The following is a 19,275-nucleotide window of genomic DNA, read 5'->3' on the forward strand; positions in this document are numbered from 1 at the left end:
CATGCGGAAATTTCTGGTGCTGCTGGACGACAGCCGTGAATGCCTGAACGCGATGCGCTTTGCGGCGATGCGCGCGGCCAATAGCGGCGGCGGGGTCGTCATCCTGTCGGTCATCCCCCCCGAAGAGATCCAGCACGGCTTCGGTGTTGCCGAGGTCATGCGCGCCGAGGCCCGCGAGCGGATCGAGGCGCATTTCGAGGTCTTTGCCAAATGGATGCGCTCGCGCCCCAAGGTCGAGCCGCAGCTGGTCATCCGCGAGGGCGACGTGGCCGAACAGCTTCTGTCGCTGATCGACGAGGATGGCGAGATCGGCATCGTCGTGCTGGGCCTCAGCACCGAAAGCAGCGCGCAGAACCCGGTCCTGAACCGGCTGATGCGCGACCCGGCTTCCTTGCCCTGTCCGATCACCGTCGTGCCGGCCGGTCTGTCCAAGGAACGGCTGGAAAGCATCACCTGACCGCCCCTCGGGCGGCTTGACCCGAGGGCGGCGGATCGCCATATCGGCGTCAAAGGAGCACCGCCATGTTCATCCAGACCGAGACCACGCCGAACCCCGCCACCCTGAAGTTCCTGCCCGGCGAGACAGTGCTGGGCAGCGGAACGGCCGATTTCCCCTCGGTCGAGGCGGCTTCGGCATCGCCGCTGGCGCGCCGCATCTTTGCGGTGGATGGCGTCGCGGGGGTGTTCCTGGGTCGCGATTTCGTCACCGTGACCAAGGCCGACGCGGTCCAGTGGGACCACCTGAAACCCTCGGTTCTGGGCGCGATCATGGAGCATTTCCAGTCGGGCGCCCCGGCTCTGGATGCGGGCGGCGAGGATGCGGGCGGTCACGCCGCCCATGACGGGCCGGATGCCGAGATCGTCGTGCAGATCAAGGAATTGCTGGATACCCGCGTCCGCCCGGCGGTGGCGCAGGATGGCGGCGACATCACGTTCCACGGCTTTGACCGCGGCATCGTCTATCTGCACATGCAGGGCGCCTGCGCGGGCTGCCCGTCATCGACCCTGACGCTGAAGATGGGGATCGAGAATCTGTTGCGCCACTACATCCCCGAAGTGCTGGAGGTGCGCCCGGTTGCCTGACCGCGTCACATTGGGTTTCGACACATCGGCCGCGCATTGCGCGGCCGCTTTGCTGCGCGGCGACAGGGTTCTGGCCTCGCGCCACGAACCGATGGCCAAGGGACAGGCCGAGCGGCTGATGCCCATGCTGGAGGAGGTTCTGGCCGAGGCAGGCCTGGGCTGGCGCGATCTGGACGCGATCGGGGTGGGCGTCGGGCCGGGCAACTTCACCGGCATCCGCGTGGCGGTGGCGGCGGCACGCGGGCTGGCGCTGGCGCTTGGCGTGCCTGCGGTGGGGGTGACGGCGACCGAGGCCGCGGCCTATGGCGTGGCGCGGCCCTGCCGGGTGGTGCTGGAAGGACGCGGCGGCGCGGTGATCTGGCAGGATTTCAGCGTGACCCCGCTGACGGCATCGCCCGAAGCGGAGGGGGGGAGCCGGCCGCGGCAAGCCGCGACCGGCGCGCTGCCGCCCGGCCCCGCGCCGGCTTCGCCGGTTGTCCCCCTGGCCGAGGCCGTGGCGCATCTGGCGGCCCGCGCGGCCGACCGCCCGGACCTGCCGCGCCCCGCGCCCTTTTATCTGCGCCCCGCCGATGCCGCCCCGGCCCGCGACCCGGCGCCGGTCATCCTGCCGTGAGCGACCCCGCCGCGTTGGCCGCGCTGCATGCGCGCTGCTTCACCGTGCCGCGTCCCTGGACGGGCACCGAATTCGCCGATCTGCTGGCGGGGCAGGGCGCCTTTCTGCTGACCCGCGCCGAGGGGTTCCTGCTGGGCCGCGCGCTGGCGGGTGAGGCCGAGCTTCTGACGCTGGCGGTCGATCCCGACAGCCGCAGGCGGGGCGCCGGGCGCGCGCTCTTGGCGGAATTTGCGGCATCTGCCCGCCTGATGGGCGCCGACACGGCCTTTCTGGAGGTCGCGGCCGGGAACGTCGCGGCACGGGCGCTCTATGCCGCCGGTGGGTGGCTGGAGGCCGGTCGCAGGCCGCGCTATTACGGGCCTGCCGAGGACGCGATCGTGATGCGGCTGGACCTGACTGCGCCCCAAGAAGGCAGTTGACCGCCCCCGGACGATGCGCCCTAATCGCAACCACCAACCGGGCCCGATCAACGCGCCCGCAGAAACAGGATGAGGTCCTTCATGTCCCTGAAAAAATCGCTTCTGGCGGGCGTGGCCCTGACGGCTTTCGGCGCGGGCGCTGCTCTGGCCGATCCGGCGCTGATCTATGACCTTGGCGGCAAGTTCGACAAATCCTTTAACGAGGCCGCCTTCATGGGCGCGCAGCGTTGGGCCGAGGAAACCGGCGGCACCTATCGCGAGCTGGAGATGCAGTCGGAGGCGCAGCGCGAACAGGCCCTGCGCCGTCTGGCGGAATCGGGGTCGAACCCGATCGTCATGGCTGGCTTCGCCTTTGGCGACGTGCTGGGCCAGGTCGCGCCGGATTACCCGGACACGAAATTCGCCATCATCGACATGGTCGTCGATCAGCCCAACGTGCAATCGGTCGTCTTCACCGAGGAACAGGGCAGCTATCTGGCGGGCGTGATGGCGGGCATGGCCTCGGAATCGGGGACCGTGGGCTTCATCGGCGGCATGGATATCCCGCTGATCCACAAGTTCCATTGCGGCTTCGCGCAGGGCTTCAGGTCGGTCCAGCCCGAAGGCACCGTGGTGATGAACTTCACCGGCACCACCCCCGCCGCCTGGAACGACCCGGTGCGCGGCGGTGAACTGGCGCGCGCGCAGATCTCGCAGGGCGCGGACGTGATCTATGCGGCAGCGGGCGGCACCGGCATCGGCGTGCTTCAGGCGGCGGCGGACGAGGGCATCCTGTCGGTCGGCGTGGACAGCAACCAGAACGCGCTGCATCCGGGGCAGGTGCTGACCTCGATGGTCAAGCGCGTGGACAACGCCGTGTTCGAGGCCTTCACCGCAGGCACCGACCTCGAGCCGGGCATCCGCGTGATGGATCTGGCCGCAGGCGGCGTGGATGTCGCCATCGACGAGAACAACGCCGATCTGGTCACCGCCGAGATGCAGGCCGCCGTTGACGAGGCCCGCGCGGCCATCGCCTCGGGCGAGGTCGCGGTGCATGACTACATGACCGACAACACCTGCCCGGCCTCGTGATGGCCACGCAAGGCGACATGACGGGGGGGCGGCCGGACGCGGCCGCCCCCGCTGCCATCGAGCTGCGCGGCATCTCGAAGGCGTTCGGGCCGGTTCAGGCGAACCGCGACATCAACCTGATTGTCCCCAAGGGCACGATCCACGGCATCATCGGCGAGAACGGCGCGGGCAAATCGACGCTGATGTCGATCCTCTACGGCTTCTACAAGCCCGATGAGGGGCAGATTCTGGTCAACGGCCAGCCGATCACGATTGCCGACAGCCAGACCGCGATCCGCGCGGGCATCGGCATGGTCTTCCAGCATTTCAAGCTGGTCCAGAACTTCACCGTGCTGGAAAACATCATCCTCGGTGTCGAGGACGGCGCCCTCTTGCGCCCGTCGCTGTCCAAGGCGCGCGGCGTGCTGAAGCGTCTGGCCGCCGAATACCAGCTGAACGTGGACCCCGACGAGGTGATCGAGAACCTGTCCGTCGGCCACCAGCAGCGGGTCGAGATCCTCAAGGCGCTGTACCGCCAGGCCGACATCCTGATTCTTGACGAACCCACCGGCGTGCTGACCCCCGCCGAGGCCGACCACCTGTTCCGCATCCTGGAAGGGCTGAAAGCCGAGGGCAAGACGATCATCCTGATCACCCACAAGCTGCGCGAGATCATGGAGATCACCGACAACGTCTCGGTCATGCGGCGCGGCGAGATGGTCGCCTCGGTCCGGACCGCCGAGACCAGCCCCGAGGAATTGGCCGAACTGATGGTAGGGCGCAAGGTGCTGCTGAATGTCGCCAAGGCGCCCGCCCGTCCCGCCGCCCCGGTGCTGGAAGTGCGCGACCTGACCATGGTCGATGCCGACGGGGTCGAGCGTCTGCGTCAGGTCAGCTTCGACATCCGCGCGGGCGAGATCCTGGGCATTGCCGGGGTGTCGGGCAATGGCCAGACGCAACTTCTTGAAATCCTTGGCGGCTATCCCGAAAAGGGCGCGCGCGTCTCGGGCGAGGTGCGGATGAACGGCGGCCCTCTGCCCTTGTCGGGGCGCGGTTGCGATGCGCGCCAGCGCCGCCGCGAGGGCATCGGCCACATCCCCGAGGACCGTCAGGTCGAGGGGCTGATCATGGATTTCGCCGCCTGGGAAAACGTGGCCTTCGGCTGGCATGACGCGCCCGAATTCAACAAGGGCGCGCTGATGGACAATGACGCCATCCGCCGCGACGCCGAGGCCAAGATGGAGCGTTTCGACGTCCGCCCCCGCGATCCGCAGCTTGCGGCGCGCAATTTCTCGGGCGGGAACCAGCAGAAGATTGTCGTCGCGCGCGAGATCGAGCGTAACCCCGACCTGCTGCTGATCGGCCAGCCCACGCGCGGCGTCGATATTGGCGCGATCGAGTTCATCCACAAGCGCATCGTGGAACTGCGCGACGCGGGCAAGGCGATCCTGCTGGTCTCGGTCGAGCTGGACGAGATCCTGTCCCTGTCCGACCGCGTGGCCGTCATGTTCGATGGCCGCATCATGGGCGAACGCCTGCCCGACCAGACCACCACGGGCGAACTGGGCCTGCTGATGGCCGGGATCACCGATACCGAAAACACCCCTGACAGCGCCGGCATCCCCCCCGGCGTGACGCAGGACGCTTTGCCGGAAGGGCCTGCCTGATGGACAAGATGCCGAAATGGGCGGATGTCATCCTGACGCCGCTGATCTCATTGATCCTTGCGATGGGGATTTCCGCGCTGGTCATCCTGGCCATCGGGGAAAGCCCCTGGATGGCCCTGACCACGATGGTCGAGGGGGCGCTTGGCTCCAGCTATGGCTGGGGCTTCACGCTCTATTACGCGACGAACTTCATCTTTACCGGGCTGGCGGTGATGGTCGCCTACCACGCGGCCCTGTTCAACATCGGCGGCGAGGGGCAGGCCGCGATGGGCGGGCTTGGCGTGGCGCTGGTGTTGCTTTACCTGCCGCTGCCGCATTGGGCGCTGGCCCTGCCGGTGGCGATGCTGGGCGCTGCGGCCTTCGGCGCGGCCTGGGCCTTCATCCCGGCCTGGCTTCAGGCGAAACGCGGCAGCCATATCGTGATCACCACGATCATGTTCAACTTCATTGCCGCCGCCGTGCTCAGCTATGTGCTGGTCAACCTGCTGCGCCCGGTGGGCAGCATGGACCCGGCCTCGGCTCGCTTTCCGGCGGAAACCGCGCTGCCGCGCCTCAGCGAACTGGCCGCCTCGGTCGGGATCGCCTGGGGGCGCAACACGCCGGTCAACATCACCTTTCTGGTCGCCGTGCTGGCCTGCGTGCTGGTCTGGGCGCTGATCTGGCGCACCCGCCTTGGCTACGAGATCCGGGCGCTTGGCAAATCCGAACGCGGCGCGGTCTATGCCGGGATCAGTCCGGTCCGCATCACCATCGTCGCCATGCTGATCTCGGGCGGTCTGGCCGGGATGATGGCGATCAACAACGTGATGGGCGAATCCGGCCGTCTGGTCCTGAACGCGGTCGAGGGCGCGGGCTTCATCGGCATCGCCGTGGCGCTGATGGGCCGCAACCACCCGTTCGGCATCTTCCTGGCCGCGCTGCTGTTCGGGTTCCTCTATCAGGGCGGCGGAGAGCTGGCGCTGTGGACATCGATCCCGCGTGAGCTGATCGTCGTCATTCAGGCGCTGGTGATCCTGTTCACCGGGGCGCTGGACAACATGGTGCGGATGCCGCTGGAACGCCTGTTCCTGGCCCTGCGCCGCAACGGAGGGCAGGCGCGATGAAGCTGGCCGACAGCCTGACCGCCATCCTCGTCCTGGGGATCTGCCTGATCTGGGTCCTGGCCGACCAGAGTGCCGCGATGCAGGGCATCAACAGCGCGATCCGCCTGATGACGCCCTTGCTGCTGGCCTGTCTGGCGGGGCTTTATTCCGAACGCGCGGGCGTCTTCGACATCGGGCTGGAAGGCAAGATGTTGATGGCCGCCTTCACGGCGGCCGCGGTCGCCTTCGTCACCGGCAGCGCATGGCTGGGCCTGATCGCGGGGATCGCGGGGGCGATGGCGATGTCGCTGATCCACGGGGTCGCCTCGATCACGTTCCGGGGCAATCAGCTGATCTCTGGCGTGGCGCTGAACTTCCTTGCGGCGGGGCTGACCGTGCTGATCGGCCAGAACGCCTTTTCGCTTGGCGGGCGCACGCCGCCCTTGCAGGGGGATGCGCGCTTTCAGCCCATCACGCTGCCCTTCGCGCCCGAACTGCGCGAGGTGCCGCTGATCGGCCCGCTTTATTCGCAGCTTCTGTCGGGCCACACGATCCTCGTCTATGTCGCGCTGCTGGCCGTGCCGCTGACGTGGTGGGTCCTGTTCCGCACGCGCTTTGGCCTGCGCTTGCGCGCGGTGGGGGAAAACCCGGCCTCGGTCGATACGGCGGGGATCTCGGTCACGCGGCTGCGTTTCACCGCCGTGATGATCTGCGGCGTGCTGACCGGGATCGCGGGGGCCTATCTGGCGACCGGCCTCTCGGCGGGCTTCGTCAAGGACATGACCGCCGGGCGGGGCTTCATCGCGCTGGCCGCGCTGATCTTCGCCAAATGGCGCCCCTGGCAGGCGCTGTTCGCGACCTTCCTGTTCGGCCTGCTGGAAGCCATCGCCAACCTCTATCCCAATCTCGACCTCGGGCTTGTCAACGTGCCGTCGCAATTCATGAACGCGCTGCCCTATATCCTGACCGTCATCATCCTGGCGGGCTTCGTGGGCCGTGCCATCCCGCCGCGCGCGGGCGGAGAACCCTATGTCAAAGAGCGCTGATCTCGCCGCCCTCATCCGCGACCGCGCGGGCGAGGCGGCGCCTGAATACGGCCTGATCCTGGGGTCTGGCCTCGGCCATCTGGCCGCCAAGGTCGAGGGCGTCGCGATCCCCTATTCCGACCTGCCCGGCTTTCCCCATGCGGGCGTGTCGGGCCATGTGCCGCAACTGGCGATCGGCCAGCTGGAAGGCCGCCGCGTCGCGGTCTTTGGCGGGCGGGCGCATTACTACGAAAAGGGGCAGGCGGACGTGATGCGCCTGCCGCTCGAGGTGCTGGCCGCGCTTGGCTGCCAGCGGCTGATCCTGACCAATGCCGCGGGGTCTCTGCGCCCCGACATCCCGCCCGGCGGGCTGATGCTGCTCAGCGACCATATCGCCTTTGCCGGCACCAACCCCCTGATCGGCGAGCCGACGGATGCCCGCTTCGTCCCCCTGACCGACGCGCATGACGTCCAGATGCGCGCCGCCCTGACCGAGGCCGCCCTGGCCGAGGGGGTCGAGCTGCCCGAGGGCGTCTATTGCTGGTTCTCGGGCCCCAGCTTCGAGACCCCGGCCGAGATCCGCGCCGCCCGCATTCTGGGCGCCGATGCGGTGGGCATGTCCACCGTGCCGGAAATCATCCTGTCGCGCTTTCTGGGGCTGCGCTGTGCGGCGATCTCGGTCGTCACCAATATGGGCGCGGGCCTGTCGGACGAGGCGATCAGCCACGACCACACCAAGGCGATGGCCCCCCTTGGCGCGGCCAAGCTGGAACAGGTCCTGCGCCGCTTCCTGCGCGACGCCTGAGCCCCCCGAAACGCAGAAGGCGCGGCCCCCGAAGGGACCGCGCCTTTTTTCATGCCTGCCTTCAGCCTTATTCGGCGGGAACGGCGCTCGGCGTTTCCACCGCGGCGATGGGATGGCTCAGATGGGCCAGCATCTCGCGCGGGCAGACCTGCAGGAAGTTGGATTTCTCCTCGTCCCATTTCGACAGGATCTCTTCGGCCCGGCGCGACCGGGTCTCGGCAAAGTGACGCTCGATCAGGCCCTTCAGTTGCGCTTCCCAGTGATCCTGCGTGACGGGGCACAGGACCAGCGTCTCGGCGTTGATGTAATCGCGCGCCACGCCCTCGGGGTCGTAAAGATAGGCCATCCCGCCGGTCATCCCGGCGCCGAAGTTCGCGCCGATCCGCCCAAGGATCACCGCGACCCCGCCGGTCATGTATTCGCACCCGTTCGAGCCGCAGCCCTCGATCACGACATGCGCGCCCGAGTTCCGCACCGCGAAACGCTCGCCCGCGCGGCCCGCCGCGAACAGATAACCGGCGGTCGCACCGTAAAGCACGGTATTGCCGATGATCGTGTTCTCGGCGGCGACCAGCGGGCTGGCCATCGGCGGACGCACGACGATCGTGCCGCCCGACAGGCCCTTGCCGACGTAGTCATTGGCATCGCCCGAGACTTCCAGCTTCAGCCCCGGCGCGGCAAAGGCGCCAAGCGACTGGCCCGCGCTGCCCGTCAGGCGCACCGTCAGGTGATCGGCCTGAAGGTTGTTCCGCATCCCGTATTTCTGGACGATCATGCTGGACGTGCGCGTGCCGATGGTCCGCAGGGTGTTCCGGACCGCATAGGACAGCTGCATCTTCTCGCCATCGGTAAAGAACCGCTCGGCGTCGCGGATGATTTCCGCGTCCAGCGTGTCCATCACCGCATTGCGGGGCTTGCTGCGGTCATAGACGATCTTCTCCGACCCATCGACGGTGATCAGCAGCGGGTTCAGGTCCAGATCGTCCAGATGCGCGGCGCCACGACTGACCTGCGTCAGCAGATCGGCACGACCGATGATCTCGTCCATGGACCGCGCGCCGATGGATGCCAGGATCTCGCGCACCTCCTGCGCGTAGAAGGTGATCAGGTTCACCACCTTGTCCGCGCTGCCGGTGAACATCGCCCGCAGCTTTTCGTCCTGCGTGCAGACGCCCACGGGGCAGGTGTTCGACTGGCACTGGCGCACCATGATGCAGCCCATGGCGATCAGGGCGGCGGTGCCGATGCCGTATTCCTCGGCGCCCATCATCGCCGCCATGACGATGTCGCGGCCCGTGCGAAGCCCGCCATCTGTCCGCAGCGTGACCCGCTCGCGCAGGCGGTTCATGGCCAGAACCTGATGCGCCTCGGTCAGGCCCATCTCCCACGGCAGACCCGCGAACTTGATCGAGGTTGCGGGCGAGGCCCCCGTGCCGCCGTTATGGCCGCTGATCAGGATCACGTCGGCCTTGGCCTTGGCCACGCCTGCCGCAATCGTGCCGACGCCCGACGAGGCCACCAGCTTCACCGTGATCTTGGCGCGCGGGTTGATCTGCTTCAGGTCATAGATCAGCTGCGCCAGATCCTCGATGCTGTAGATATCGTGGTGCGGCGGCGGGCTGATCAGCGTCACGCCCGGCGTCGAGTGACGCAGCCGCGCGATCAGCTTGGTGACCTTCATGCCGGGCAGCTGCCCGCCCTCGCCGGGCTTGGCGCCCTGCGCGACCTTGATCTCCAGCTCTTCGCAGGCGTTCAGGTATTCGGCGGTGACGCCGAACCGCCCCGAGGCGACCTGCTTGATCTTGGCGCAGGGGTTGTCGCCGTTCGGCAGCGGGTGGCTATGCGCCGGGTCCTCGCCGCCCTCGCCGCTGTCGGACTTGGCGCCGATGCGGTTCATCGCGATGTTCAGCGTCATATGCGCTTCGGGCGACAGCGCCCCAAGCGACATGCCCGGCGTCACGAAACGCTTGCGGATCGAGGTGATCGATTCCACCTCCTCGATCGGCACCGGCTTGCCCAGGGGCTTGATGTCCAAGAGATCGCGAATGTGGATCGGCGGGTTCGCCCGCATGGTCGCGCTGAACTGCTTCCAGACATCATAGGACGCCTTTTCGCAGGCGACCTGCAACAGCTTCATCGTGTTGGCTTCCCAGGCGTGTTTCTCGCCCGAGCGGCGCAGCTTGTAGAAGCCGCCGACCGGCAGCAATTCCGCCGCATTGCCGTGGAAGGCCGCGTGATGCAGGTCCTCCAGCTTGGCCTGAAGACCGTGCAGGCCGATCCCCGAGATGCGCGAATGCATGCCGGGGAAGTACTCGGCCACCATGGCGCGTGACAGGCCCACGGCTTCAAAGTTCAGACCGCCCCGATAAGAGGACAGGACCGAAATCCCCATCTTGGCCATGATCTTCAGAAGGCCCGCATCCACCGCATCGCGGTAGCGGCGCATGTTGTCGATCAGGCTGCCCTCCAGCAGGCCGCGCGCGATGCGGTCGGCGATGCTGTCCTGCGCCAGATAGGGGTTCACCGTGGTCGCGCCGCAGCCGATCAGCACCGCGAAGTAATGCGGGTCGATGCATTCGGCGGCGCGCACGTTCAGCGAACAGAAGGTCCGCAGCCCCTTGCGCGTCAGCCAGGAATGCACCGCGCTGGTCGCCAGGATCATCGGCATCGCGACGCGGTCCGCGCCCTGCGCCTCGTCGGTCAGGACCAGATGGCCCGCGCCCGAACGCACGGCATCCTCGGCCTCGGCGCGGATGCGCGCCAGACCCTCGCCCAGGGCATCCGGGCCGGCATCGTCTGCAAAGGTGCAGTCGATCACCGTCACCGTCTCGCCGAACATGCGCATCATCTCGGTGAATTCGCCATTGGCGACGAAGGGGCTTTCCAGAACCAGAATTTCCGTCTGGGCGCTGGATTCGTCCAGCACGTTCTTGAGGTTGCCGAACCGGGTCTTGAGGCTCATCACCCGCGTCTCGCGAAGCGAGTCGATGGGCGGGTTCGTCACCTGGCTGAAGTTCTGCCGGAAGAAATGGCTCATCGGGCGGTATTGCTTGGACAGGACCGCAGGCGGCGTGTCGTCGCCCATCGAGGCGATGGCTTCCTTGCCATCTTCGGCCATCGGCGCCAGCACATGCTCCAGCTCTTCCAGCGTGAAGCCCGCAGCGGCCTGACGGCGGCGCAGTTCGTCACCCTCGAAACGCACCGGCTCGGGCAGCTCGCGCATCATGTCGTTCAGCTCGACGACCTTCTCGATCCACTCGCCGAAGGGCTGGCTGCCCGCCAGACGATCCTTGATCGCCGTGTCGTGGTAAAGCTTGCCCTCCCACATATCGACCGCGATCATCTGGCCCGGCCCAAGCGCGCCCTTTTCACGGACATTGCTTTCGTTGACCGGGACCATGCCGACCTCGGAACCCGCGATGACCAGATTGTCGCCCGTCACGACATAGCGCATCGGACGCAGCCCGTTGCGGTCCAGACCGCCGCAGACCCAACGCCCGTCGGTCATGGCCAGGGCGGCGGGGCCGTCCCAGGGCTCCATCACGGCGTTGCAATAGGCATACATGTCGGCCCAGGCCTTGGGCATGTCGGTCGTGGCCTTGGACCAGCTTTCCGGGACCAGCATCGTCTTGGTCATCGGCGCGCTGCGGCCCGAACGCACCAGAACCTCGAACACCGCATCCAGCGCCGCCGAGTCGGACGACCCCGCAGGCACGATCGGCTTGATATCCTCGGCCATGTCGCCAAAGGCCGACGAGGCCATGCGGATCTCGTGACTTTTCAGCCAGTTGAGGTTGCCCTTCAGCGTGTTGATCTCGCCGTTATGGGCCAGCATCCGGAAGGGCTGGGCCAGCCACCATTGCGGGAAGGTGTTGGTGGAATAGCGCTGGTGATAGATCGCAAAGGCGGATTCGAACCGCTCGTCCTTGAGGTCGGGATAGAATTCCGCGACCTGCTCGGCCAGCATCATGCCCTTGTAGATGATCGACCGGCAGGACAGCGAACAGAAGTAAAGCCCCGCGACCTGGGCCGCGACCGCGGCCTTCTCGATCCGGCGGCGGATGATGTAAAGCTCGCGCTCGAACTGGACATGGTCGATGTCCTTCTCGCAGCGGATCAGGATCTGCTCGATCTCGGGGCGGGTGGCGTTGGCCTTTTCGCCCAGAACGCCCACGTTCACTGGCACATGGCGCCAGCCATAGATGTAATGGCCCATCCGCAGAACCTCGGATTCCACGATGGTCCGGCAGGCTTCCTGAGCGGCAAAGTTCGTGCGCGGCAGGAACACCTGACCCACGGCGATCAGCTTGGACTTGTCGGGCTCGTGGCCGGTGCGGCGGATCTGGTCATAGAAGAAGGGCACCGGGATCTGCACATGGATGCCCGCGCCGTCGCCGGTCTTGCCGTCCGCATCCACCGCGCCGCGATGCCAGATCGCCTTGAGCGCGTCGATCCCGTTCTGCACCACCTTGCGCGAGGGCTTGCCGCCCAGATCGACCACGAAGCCCACGCCGCAGGACGAATGCTCGTCCTCTTCGCGATACAGGCTGTTCTTGTCCATCCATGCGCGGCGGGCTTCTTCCTGTGCTTGCCAATCCATGGTCATGATGCGGCCCTTTCCTGCAGGATCTGCGTCATCAGCTGATCGCAGTCATATTGTGGGGTGGTGGCGCCAAAGCCGGGTTCGCCGGGGCGTGAAAAGGTGACGGGGCTGTCATTCGTCTCTTGCCGGGCGCCGGTCCAGTCGGTCGTCGTCTCGATGCCGCCATAGAAGCGGCCGAATTCGCGGCTGATGAATTGCTGCCCGCTGCGTTCCATCAGCACCTCGCCCGAGGCGCTGAGCGTGACGACCTCGAATCGCGTGCGCTCCAGCGTGACGCCGTCGATCTCGACCGTCTCGCCGGTCAGCACGTCATGGCCCTGAAAGCGCAGACGCTCGCCCGTGTTCGATTCGGTCATGAAGTCGAAATCGTCGCGCCCGGTTTCCAGCAGGCGCGAAAAGCTGGCATGGCTTTCGGCCTGCTCGACCAGCCGGTCCATGACGCCGAAGCGCGGGTTCTGGCTTTCCATCCAGCGCGTCTCGGCGTCGATGGTGGACAGGTGGCGCAGGCCGTCGCGGTCGAAGATCGCGCTGCGCTGCCAACCCTCGGGGTCGGCGTCGCAACGATAATACTGGCTGACCGAACAGCCACGGCTTTGCACCGTCACCTCCAGCCGGCACCCGGCCGGAGGCGTGAAGCTGGCCGCATGGCCGGGCAGGGCGCTCAGCGCCCAGGCCCCGGCAAGCGCCAGAAGCGTCAGCAGCCCTGACGCAAGCCCGACAGGCGCAACTGGCCGCGCAACGGCCAGCGTGCGTTGCCGGTGTACGTTCTGTGCACGATCCGTGACCCTGTTCTGCATGGTCGGTGCGGCCTATTCCGCGGCCATGCGGGCCTCGCCCGTCAGGAAGCCCTCGATCGAATCCGCGGCCTCGCGGCCATCGCGGATCGCCCAGACCACAAGGCTCGCGCCGCGCACGATGTCGCCCACCGCAAAGACGCCGGGGATCGAGGTGTGGTGCGTCTGGAAATTCGCCTTGATCGTCCCCCAACGGGTGACTTCCAGACCCTCGACGCCCCACAGCTTGGGCAGGTCCTCGGGCTCGAAGCCAAGCGCCTTGATGACCAGATCGGCGGGCTCGTCGTAATCGGCGCCCTCGATCAACTCGGGGCTCTGGCGGCCGGTCACGTCGGCCTGGCCCAGACGCATCTTCTGGATGCGGACCGAGGCGATCTGCGGCAGGCCGTCAACATCGGCCTCTTGCGCGGTCGCGGCCACGCCGGTGACATGACCGGTAAAGGCGCCGGGCGCGGAAAGCCACACGAATTCAACGCCTTCTTCCTCGGCGTTTTGCACTTCGCGCTGGCTGCCCGGCATGTTGGCCCGGTCGCGCCGATAGAGGCATTTGACCGATTGCGCGCCCTGCCGGATGGCGGTGCGGACGCAATCCATCGCCGTGTCGCCGCCGCCGATGACGATGACGCGCTTGCCCTTGGCGTTCAGCTCTCCATCCTCGAAATCGGGGACCTCGTCGCCCAGATCGACCTTGTTCGAGGCCGTCAGATAGTCCAGCGCACGCACCACGCCGCCCGCATCGGCATTGTCGATGTCCAGGTCGCGGGTCTTGTAGACACCCGTGGCGATCAGCACGGCGTCGTGCTTGCCGCGGATCGCGTCGAAGCTGATATCCTCGCCGACCTTGCAGTTCAGCACGAATTCGACGCCGCTGTCCTCGAGCAGCTTGTTGCGGCGCATCACCACGTCCTTTTCCAGCTTGAAGCCGGGAATGCCGTAGGTCATCAGCCCGCCCGCGCGGTCGTAGCGGTCATAGACCGTCACCTGAAAACCCTTGCGGCGCAGGGCTTCGGCGGCGGCCAGACCGCCCGGACCGGCGCCGATGATGCCCACCGATTCCGCACGCTCTTGCACCGGGGCCGAGGGCTGGACCCAGCCTTCCTCCCATGCGGTATCGGTGATGTATTTCTCGATCGCGCCGATCGTGACTGTGCCGTGGCCCGATTGCTCGATCACGCAATTGCCTTCGCACAGGCGGTCCTGCGGGCAGATGCGGCCGCAGATCTCGGGGAAGGTGTTGGTGGACTGGCTGACCTCGTAGGCCTCGCGCAGGCGGCCTTCGGCGGTCAGGCGCAGCCAGTCGGGGATGTTGTTGTGCAGCGGGCAATGCGACTGGCAATAGGGCACGCCGCACTGGCTGCAGCGGCCCGCCTGTTCGGCGGCCTTCTGGGCGGCGAATTCCTGATAGATCTCGCGGAAGTCCTCGCTGCGTTCGGCAGCCGAGCGTTTCTCGGGCATCTCGCGCGGGGTCGAGACGAACTTGAGCATCTTCTGCGTGGCCATGGCTGCGCAACCTTCCGTGAAAGACCGTGTGCAGACCAGATAAACCAAGGCGATTTGAATGAAAAGTCAGCAAACCTGACCTAAAAGCGACTTTTTAACCGCGGCGCGACCCGGAAAGGATGCTGCGCTGCGGTTTGAATGTCAGTATAGGTTACCCAATTGCTATAAGTGCAAGTAAAGAAACACTTCCGACGGCGATGCGCCACCAGGCGAACAGCGCGTATCCGTGATGCGAGACATAGCCCAGCAGCCAGCGCACCACGAAAATGGCCGAGAGGAAGGCAAAGACGAAGCCGACCACGATATTGCCAAGCGCCTCGCCATGCAGGACGTCCTGATTCTTGTAGAGATCGTAGACAAAGGCGCCCAGCATCGTGGGCATCGCCAGAAAGAACGAGAACTCGGCCGCCGAGCGTTTGTCGGCCCCCAGAAGCAGCGCGCCCACGATGGTTGCGCCCGACCGCGAGACGCCGGGGATCATCGCAAGGCACTGGATGAAGCCGACCTTCAGCGCCATCGGCAGCGGGAAATCCTCGGCCCGGCTATAGACGGGGGTGACGGCCCGCCGGTCTACCCAAAGCAGGATGAATCCGCCGAGGATCAGCATGACCGCGATCAGCATCGGCGTCTCGAAGAGAACCGTCTTGATGAAGCCATGCGCGAATACGCCGATCACCGCTGCGGGCAGAAAGGCGACCAGCACTGCGGCGACGAAGCGGCGCGCGCCCGGCTCGGTCGGGGCGTCGCGCAGGATCTGCACGATCCGCGAGGCATAGACCCCCAGGATCGCCATGATCGCGCCAAGCTGGATGATCACCTCGAAGGCGCGGCCGGGCGAGTGGAAGCCCAGGAAATGACCTGCCAGCAGGATGTGGCCGGTAGACGAGACGGGAATGAACTCGGTCAGGCCCTCGAGAACCCCGAGCACCGCGGCAGCAATCGTGTTCGGTTCCATGGCTTAGGGCTGGCCGCGCAGGTTCTTGGCCGACTGGTTCGCCGTGTGATACTGGCCCGACGGACGGAAGGGCCAGAGATAGCTGTCGATCACCGCCTCGGCCGAGACGGGCTGGATGCCCAGTTCGGCAAAGCCCGGATGCCCGCCGCCGACCACGTTGTCGCGCGTCAGCAGCAGCAGCTGGTCGCGGCTGAGGATGTTGTTTGTGAACAGCCCCCCGGTCAGCATCTGCGCGATGTCCAGCATCGTCGCCCCCATCCGGGCGAAGAGCTGCGGGACCGGCAGCATCACCTTCTTGCGGCCCACCGATTTCTGCACCTGCTCCGAGATCTGGCGCATGGTCAGCACGTCGGGGCCGCCCAGTTCATAGATGCCGGGCTCGGCCTCGCCCTTGGCAGCCTTGGCGGCGGCCTGGGCCACGTCCTCGACATAGACGGGCTGCATCTTCACATGGCCCGCCAGCACCGGCATGAACGGCCCGCGCCGCGTCATCGGGGCAAGACGATTGTAGAAATTGTCATCGGGTCCGAAGATGACCGAGGGGCGCAGCACGATCGCATCAGGGCGCGCCGCCAGGACGGCGGCCTCGCCACGCGATTTCGACGCGATGTAGCGGCTTTTCGAATCCGGGTCGATGCCAAGGCCCGACAGGTGGACCAGACGCGCCACGCCCATCTCGGCCGAGAGGCGCGCTACGATCTCGGCGCCGGTCTCGAAGACGGTCGTGAAGTTGCTCTTGCCCTGCGGGTGCAGGATGTTCACGCAGTTCACGGCGGCATCGGCACCGCTGAGCGCGGCGCGGACCGAGGCCTCGTCGCGGATGTTGCAGAGGACCGGGACCACCTGGCCCACGACGCCATAGGCGCGGGTGAACAGCGCCTCGTCCGGGCGGCGGACCGCAACGCGGACGCGCCAGCCGTCACGGGCCATCTGCTGGGCGACCTGTCGGCCGACAAAGCCCGATCCGCCGAAGATCGTGACCAGTTTCGCCATGGAGCCTGCTCCTTCAATCATGCCGCTGTATCTGGGCGAGGCATAGCGAAACCGCGCCGTTGCGGCAAGCCAGCCTGACGCCGCATGCCGGTCTTCGCCGCTGCATCGCGGGACCCGTCCGCTGTGCCGGAAAGAAGTTTCAAAAAACTTTCACGACCCCCATTGACGCCCCCCGAGACTGTCTTTAATCAGCCGCTCAGACCACCTGCCCAGGTGGCGGAATTGGTAGACGCGCACGGTTCAGGTCCGTGTGCCGCAAGGCGTGGAGGTTCGAGTCCTCTCCTGGGCACCATAAAAACGCCGCAGCATCATTGCTGCGGCGTTTTTGCTTTTTGGCCTGTCTTTCAATGGGTTACGCGCTGTGGGGCGCGGGCAGGGGGGGCTGTCTGCCCCCCGTCGCGTGCCGCGACTCCCCCCGAGGATATTTCGCCCAAGGCAAAGCATGGACATGCAAAAGGGCCGCCCGGTGGGGCGGCCCTTGGCTTGTCCTGGGGTGGCGATCAGGCCGCCAGGTCGAAGCGGTCGGCGTTCATCACCTTGGTCCAGACGGTCGCGAAATCCTGGACGAATTTCTCGCGGTTGTCGTCTTGCGCGTAGAGTTCGGCATAGGCGCGCAGGATCGAGTTCGAGCCGAAGACCAGATCGACGCGGGTCGCCGTCCACTTGACCTCGCCGGTCTTGCGGTCGCGCAATTCGTAATGCCCGTCAGCGCGCGGCACCCATTTCCAGGCCATGTTCGTCAAGTTGTCGAAGAAATCCGTCGTCAGCGCGCCTTCGCGGTCGGTGAAGACCCCGTGCTTGCTGCCGCCGTGATTCGTGCCCATGGCGCGCATGCCGCCGATCAGGCAGGTCATCTCATGCGCGGTCAGGCCCAGAAGCTGAGCGCGGTCGAGCATCATTTCCTCGGGCGAGACAACGTAGTCCTGTTTCGACCAGTTGCGGAAGCCATCCGCCAGCGGTTCCAGCGAGGCGAAGGAGGCCGCGTCGGTCTGCGCCTCGGTCGCGTCGCCACGTCCCGGGGTGAAGGGCAGTTCCAGCGCGACGCCAGCGGCCTGAGCCGCCTGTTCGACGCCCAGATTGCCCGCCAGAACGATCACGTCGGCCAGCGAGGCGCCGGTTTCCGCCGCGATCGGTTCCAGCACCGACAGGACCTTTTGCAGGCGGGCGGGCTCGTTCCCCTCCCAGTCCTTCTGCGGGGCCAGGCGGATGCGGGCGCCATTCGCGCCGCCGCGCAGGTCGGACTGGCGGAAGGTGCGCGCGCTGTCCCATGCGGTCGAGACCATCTCTGCGAGGGTCAGGCCGCTGGCGGCGATGCGGGCCTTGACGGTGGCGACGTCGTAATCGGTGCGGCCTGCCGGGACCGGGTCCTGCCAGACCAGTTCCTCGGTCGGGGCGTCGGGGCCGATATAGCGGACATTCGGGCCCAGATCGCGGTGGGTCAGCTTGAACCAGGCGCGGGCGAAGCAATCCGAGAAATAGGCGTGGTCGTCGCGGAAGCGTTCGCAGATGGCCCGGTAGGTCGGGTCCATCTTCATGGCCATGTCGGCATCCGTCATCATCGGCATGGTGCGGATCGAGGGGTCCTCGACATCGACGGGCATGTCCTCTTCGCGGATGTCGATGGGCATCCACTGCCAGGCGCCCGCGGGCGATTTGCGCAGTTCCCATTCATAACCGAACAGCAGGTCGAAATAGCCGTTGTCCCACTTGGTCGGGTTGGTGGTCCAGGCGCCCTCGATCCCCGAGGTCACGGTGTCGCGGCCCACGCTGCGGGTATGGTGGTTCATCCAGCCAAGGCCGCCCTCGTGCAGTTCCGCGCCCTCGGGGCTGGGCCCGAGGTTTTCCGCGCGGCCATTGCCGTGGGCCTTGCCGACCGTGTGGCCACCGGCGGTCAGGGCGGCGGTTTCCTCATCGTTCATGGCCATGCGGGCGAAGGTCTCGCGGACCTGCGCGGCGGTCTTCAGCGGGTCGGGCCGACCGTTCACGCCTTCGGGGTTCACGTAGATCAGGCCCATCTGCACGGCGGCCAGCGGGTTTTCCATGGTCGAGGGGTCGGCCACGTCGCCATAGCGTTCGTCGGACGGCGCCAGCCATTCCTTTTCGGCGCCCCAATAGACGTCCTTTTCGGGGTGCCAGATATCTTCGCGCCCGAACGAGAAGCCGAAGGTCTTCAGGCCCATCGATTCATAGGCGATCGTCCCGGCCAGCAGGATCAGGTCGGCCCAGCTGAGGCGGTTGCCGTATTTCTTCTTGATCGGCCAGAGCAGGCGGCGGGCCTTGTCGAGGTTGGCGTTGTCCGGCCAGGAATTCAGGGGCGCAAAGCGGATATTGCCCGTCGCGCCGCCGCCGCGGCCATCGGCCAGGCGGTAGGACCCGGCCGAGTGCCACGCGAGACGGATCATCAGGCCGCCGTAATGGCCCCAATCGGCCGGCCACCAGTCCTGGCTGTCGGTCATCAGCGCGTGAACGTCGGCCTTGACGGCGTCGAAATCCAGCTTGCGCACTTCCTCGCGGTAGTTGAAGCCCTGAAGCGGGTTCGACTTGCTGTCATGCTGGTGCAGGATGTCCAGGTTGAGGGCGTTGGGCCACCATGCAGTGACAGAGCTGCCGCTGGCAGTCAGCCCGCCATGCATCACGGGGCATTTGCCCGAGGGGATGTCGTTGCCGTCCATCATATCCTCCGAAG

15 protein-coding genes and 1 tRNA gene are annotated in these 19,275 nt (G+C 66.6%); 10 read left to right on the forward strand and 6 right to left on the reverse strand.

Features of this window, described 5'->3' with window-relative positions; translation table 11 throughout:
* The first annotated feature begins 1 nt into the window (after window position 1).
* From ACTZWU_RS02675 to ACTZWU_RS02715, 9 genes are all read left to right on the forward strand, one after another.
* Window positions 2–457 (forward strand): universal stress protein, encoded by a 456-nt coding sequence (locus ACTZWU_RS02675; RefSeq protein ID WP_444735801.1) that lies wholly within the window; start codon window positions 2–4, stop codon window positions 455–457.
* A 65-nt stretch (window positions 458–522) separates the two neighbouring features.
* Window positions 523–1,083, forward strand: a complete 561-nt coding sequence (locus ACTZWU_RS02680; protein ID WP_444735802.1) for a NifU family protein — start codon at window positions 523–525, stop codon at window positions 1,081–1,083.
* Window positions 1,076–1,696 (forward strand): tRNA (adenosine(37)-N6)-threonylcarbamoyltransferase complex dimerization subunit type 1 TsaB, encoded by a 621-nt coding sequence (gene tsaB, locus ACTZWU_RS02685; protein ID WP_444735803.1) that lies wholly within the window; start codon window positions 1,076–1,078, stop codon window positions 1,694–1,696. The genes ACTZWU_RS02680 and tsaB overlap by 8 nt, the downstream gene beginning before the upstream one ends.
* Window positions 1,693–2,115, forward strand: coding sequence for a GNAT family N-acetyltransferase (locus ACTZWU_RS02690; protein WP_444735804.1), 423 nt, complete (start codon window positions 1,693–1,695; stop codon window positions 2,113–2,115). Before tsaB ends, ACTZWU_RS02690 begins: the two co-directional genes overlap by 4 nt.
* An 81-nt stretch (window positions 2,116–2,196) precedes the next feature.
* Entirely contained in the window at window positions 2,197–3,186 is a 990-nt protein-coding gene (locus tag ACTZWU_RS02695; protein WP_444735805.1) for a BMP family lipoprotein, read from the forward strand.
* Window positions 3,186–4,832 (forward strand): ABC transporter ATP-binding protein, encoded by a 1,647-nt coding sequence (locus ACTZWU_RS02700; protein ID WP_444735806.1) that lies wholly within the window; start codon window positions 3,186–3,188, stop codon window positions 4,830–4,832. The genes ACTZWU_RS02695 and ACTZWU_RS02700 overlap by 1 nt, the downstream gene beginning before the upstream one ends.
* Window positions 4,832–5,935, forward strand: coding sequence for an ABC transporter permease (locus ACTZWU_RS02705; protein ID WP_444735807.1), 1,104 nt, complete (start codon window positions 4,832–4,834; stop codon window positions 5,933–5,935). Before ACTZWU_RS02700 ends, ACTZWU_RS02705 begins: the two co-directional genes overlap by 1 nt.
* A 77-nt stretch (window positions 5,936–6,012) precedes the next feature.
* On the forward strand, window positions 6,013–6,960 hold the full coding sequence (locus ACTZWU_RS02710; protein WP_444735890.1) for an ABC transporter permease: 948 nt from the start codon (window positions 6,013–6,015) through the stop codon (window positions 6,958–6,960).
* Window positions 6,944–7,744, forward strand: coding sequence for a purine-nucleoside phosphorylase (locus tag ACTZWU_RS02715; protein ID WP_444735808.1), 801 nt, complete (start codon window positions 6,944–6,946; stop codon window positions 7,742–7,744). Before ACTZWU_RS02710 ends, ACTZWU_RS02715 begins: the two co-directional genes overlap by 17 nt.
* Before the next feature lie 67 nt (window positions 7,745–7,811).
* Here the strand turns inward: ACTZWU_RS02715 and gltB are convergent, their stop codons facing one another.
* The 5 genes from gltB to ACTZWU_RS02740 all read right to left on the reverse strand — a co-directional run bounded on the left by gltB (window position 7,812) and on the right by ACTZWU_RS02740 (window position 16,589).
* Entirely contained in the window at window positions 7,812–12,344 is a 4,533-nt protein-coding gene (gene gltB, locus ACTZWU_RS02720; RefSeq protein WP_444735891.1) for a glutamate synthase large subunit, read from the reverse strand.
* 2 nt (window positions 12,345–12,346) lie between these two features.
* Window positions 12,347–13,144 (reverse strand): hypothetical protein, encoded by a 798-nt coding sequence (locus ACTZWU_RS02725; RefSeq protein WP_444735809.1) that lies wholly within the window; start codon window positions 13,142–13,144, stop codon window positions 12,347–12,349.
* Window positions 13,145–13,156: 12 nt separating this feature from the next.
* The gene (locus ACTZWU_RS02730) at window positions 13,157–14,641 is read right to left on the reverse strand and encodes an NAD(P)-dependent oxidoreductase (protein WP_444735810.1); all 1,485 of its coding nucleotides are present in this window, start codon (window positions 14,639–14,641) and stop codon (window positions 13,157–13,159) included.
* Between the two features lie 151 nt (window positions 14,642–14,792).
* Complete coding sequence (locus ACTZWU_RS02735; RefSeq protein ID WP_444735811.1) at window positions 14,793–15,596, reverse strand: undecaprenyl-diphosphate phosphatase; 804 nt, start codon at window positions 15,594–15,596, stop codon at window positions 14,793–14,795.
* 3 nt (window positions 15,597–15,599) lie between these two features.
* A complete protein-coding gene (locus ACTZWU_RS02740) occupies window positions 15,600–16,589 on the reverse strand; it encodes a complex I NDUFA9 subunit family protein (protein ID WP_444735812.1) in 990 nt (329 codons plus the stop codon).
* Between the two features lie 207 nt (window positions 16,590–16,796).
* Between ACTZWU_RS02740 and ACTZWU_RS02745 the strand changes: the two genes are divergently transcribed.
* Window positions 16,797–16,881, forward strand: a tRNA-Leu gene (locus ACTZWU_RS02745).
* Between the two features lie 208 nt (window positions 16,882–17,089).
* Here the strand turns inward: ACTZWU_RS02745 and katG are convergent.
* Window positions 17,090–19,261 (reverse strand): catalase/peroxidase HPI, encoded by a 2,172-nt coding sequence (gene katG / locus ACTZWU_RS02750; protein WP_444735813.1) that lies wholly within the window; start codon window positions 19,259–19,261, stop codon window positions 17,090–17,092.
* Window positions 19,262–19,275 lie beyond the last annotated feature (14 nt).

This window comes from Paracoccus sp. NSM (assembly GCF_052379855.1).
In the GTDB taxonomy this organism is placed as follows: Bacteria; Pseudomonadota; Alphaproteobacteria; order Rhodobacterales; family Rhodobacteraceae; genus Paracoccus.

Bases quoted from the DNA above. Each gene is read 5' to 3' on its own strand.
- ACTZWU_RS02725 (WP_444735809.1), bottom strand. From the start codon at position 13,144: ATGCAGAACAGGGTCACGGATCGTGCACAGAACGTACACCGGCAACGC.
- katG (WP_444735813.1), bottom strand. From the start codon at position 19,261: ATGGACGGCAACGACATCCCCTCGGGCAAATGCCCCGTGATGCATGGC.
- ACTZWU_RS02710 (WP_444735890.1), top strand. From the start codon at position 6,013: ATGCAGGGCATCAACAGCGCGATCCGCCTGATGACGCCCTTGCTGCTG.
- ACTZWU_RS02675 (WP_444735801.1), top strand. From the start codon at position 2: ATGCGGAAATTTCTGGTGCTGCTGGACGACAGCCGTGAATGCCTGAAC.
- ACTZWU_RS02715 (WP_444735808.1), top strand. From the start codon at position 6,944: ATGTCAAAGAGCGCTGATCTCGCCGCCCTCATCCGCGACCGCGCGGGC.
- ACTZWU_RS02740 (WP_444735812.1), bottom strand. From the start codon at position 16,589: ATGGCGAAACTGGTCACGATCTTCGGCGGATCGGGCTTTGTCGGCCGA.
- ACTZWU_RS02695 (WP_444735805.1), top strand. From the start codon at position 2,197: ATGTCCCTGAAAAAATCGCTTCTGGCGGGCGTGGCCCTGACGGCTTTC.
- ACTZWU_RS02730 (WP_444735810.1), bottom strand. From the start codon at position 14,641: ATGGCCACGCAGAAGATGCTCAAGTTCGTCTCGACCCCGCGCGAGATG.
- ACTZWU_RS02735 (WP_444735811.1), bottom strand. From the start codon at position 15,596: ATGGAACCGAACACGATTGCTGCCGCGGTGCTCGGGGTTCTCGAGGGC.
- gltB (WP_444735891.1), bottom strand. From the start codon at position 12,344: ATGGATTGGCAAGCACAGGAAGAAGCCCGCCGCGCATGGATGGACAAG.
- ACTZWU_RS02705 (WP_444735807.1), top strand. From the start codon at position 4,832: ATGGACAAGATGCCGAAATGGGCGGATGTCATCCTGACGCCGCTGATC.
- ACTZWU_RS02680 (WP_444735802.1), top strand. From the start codon at position 523: ATGTTCATCCAGACCGAGACCACGCCGAACCCCGCCACCCTGAAGTTC.
- ACTZWU_RS02700 (WP_444735806.1), top strand. From the start codon at position 3,186: ATGGCCACGCAAGGCGACATGACGGGGGGGCGGCCGGACGCGGCCGCC.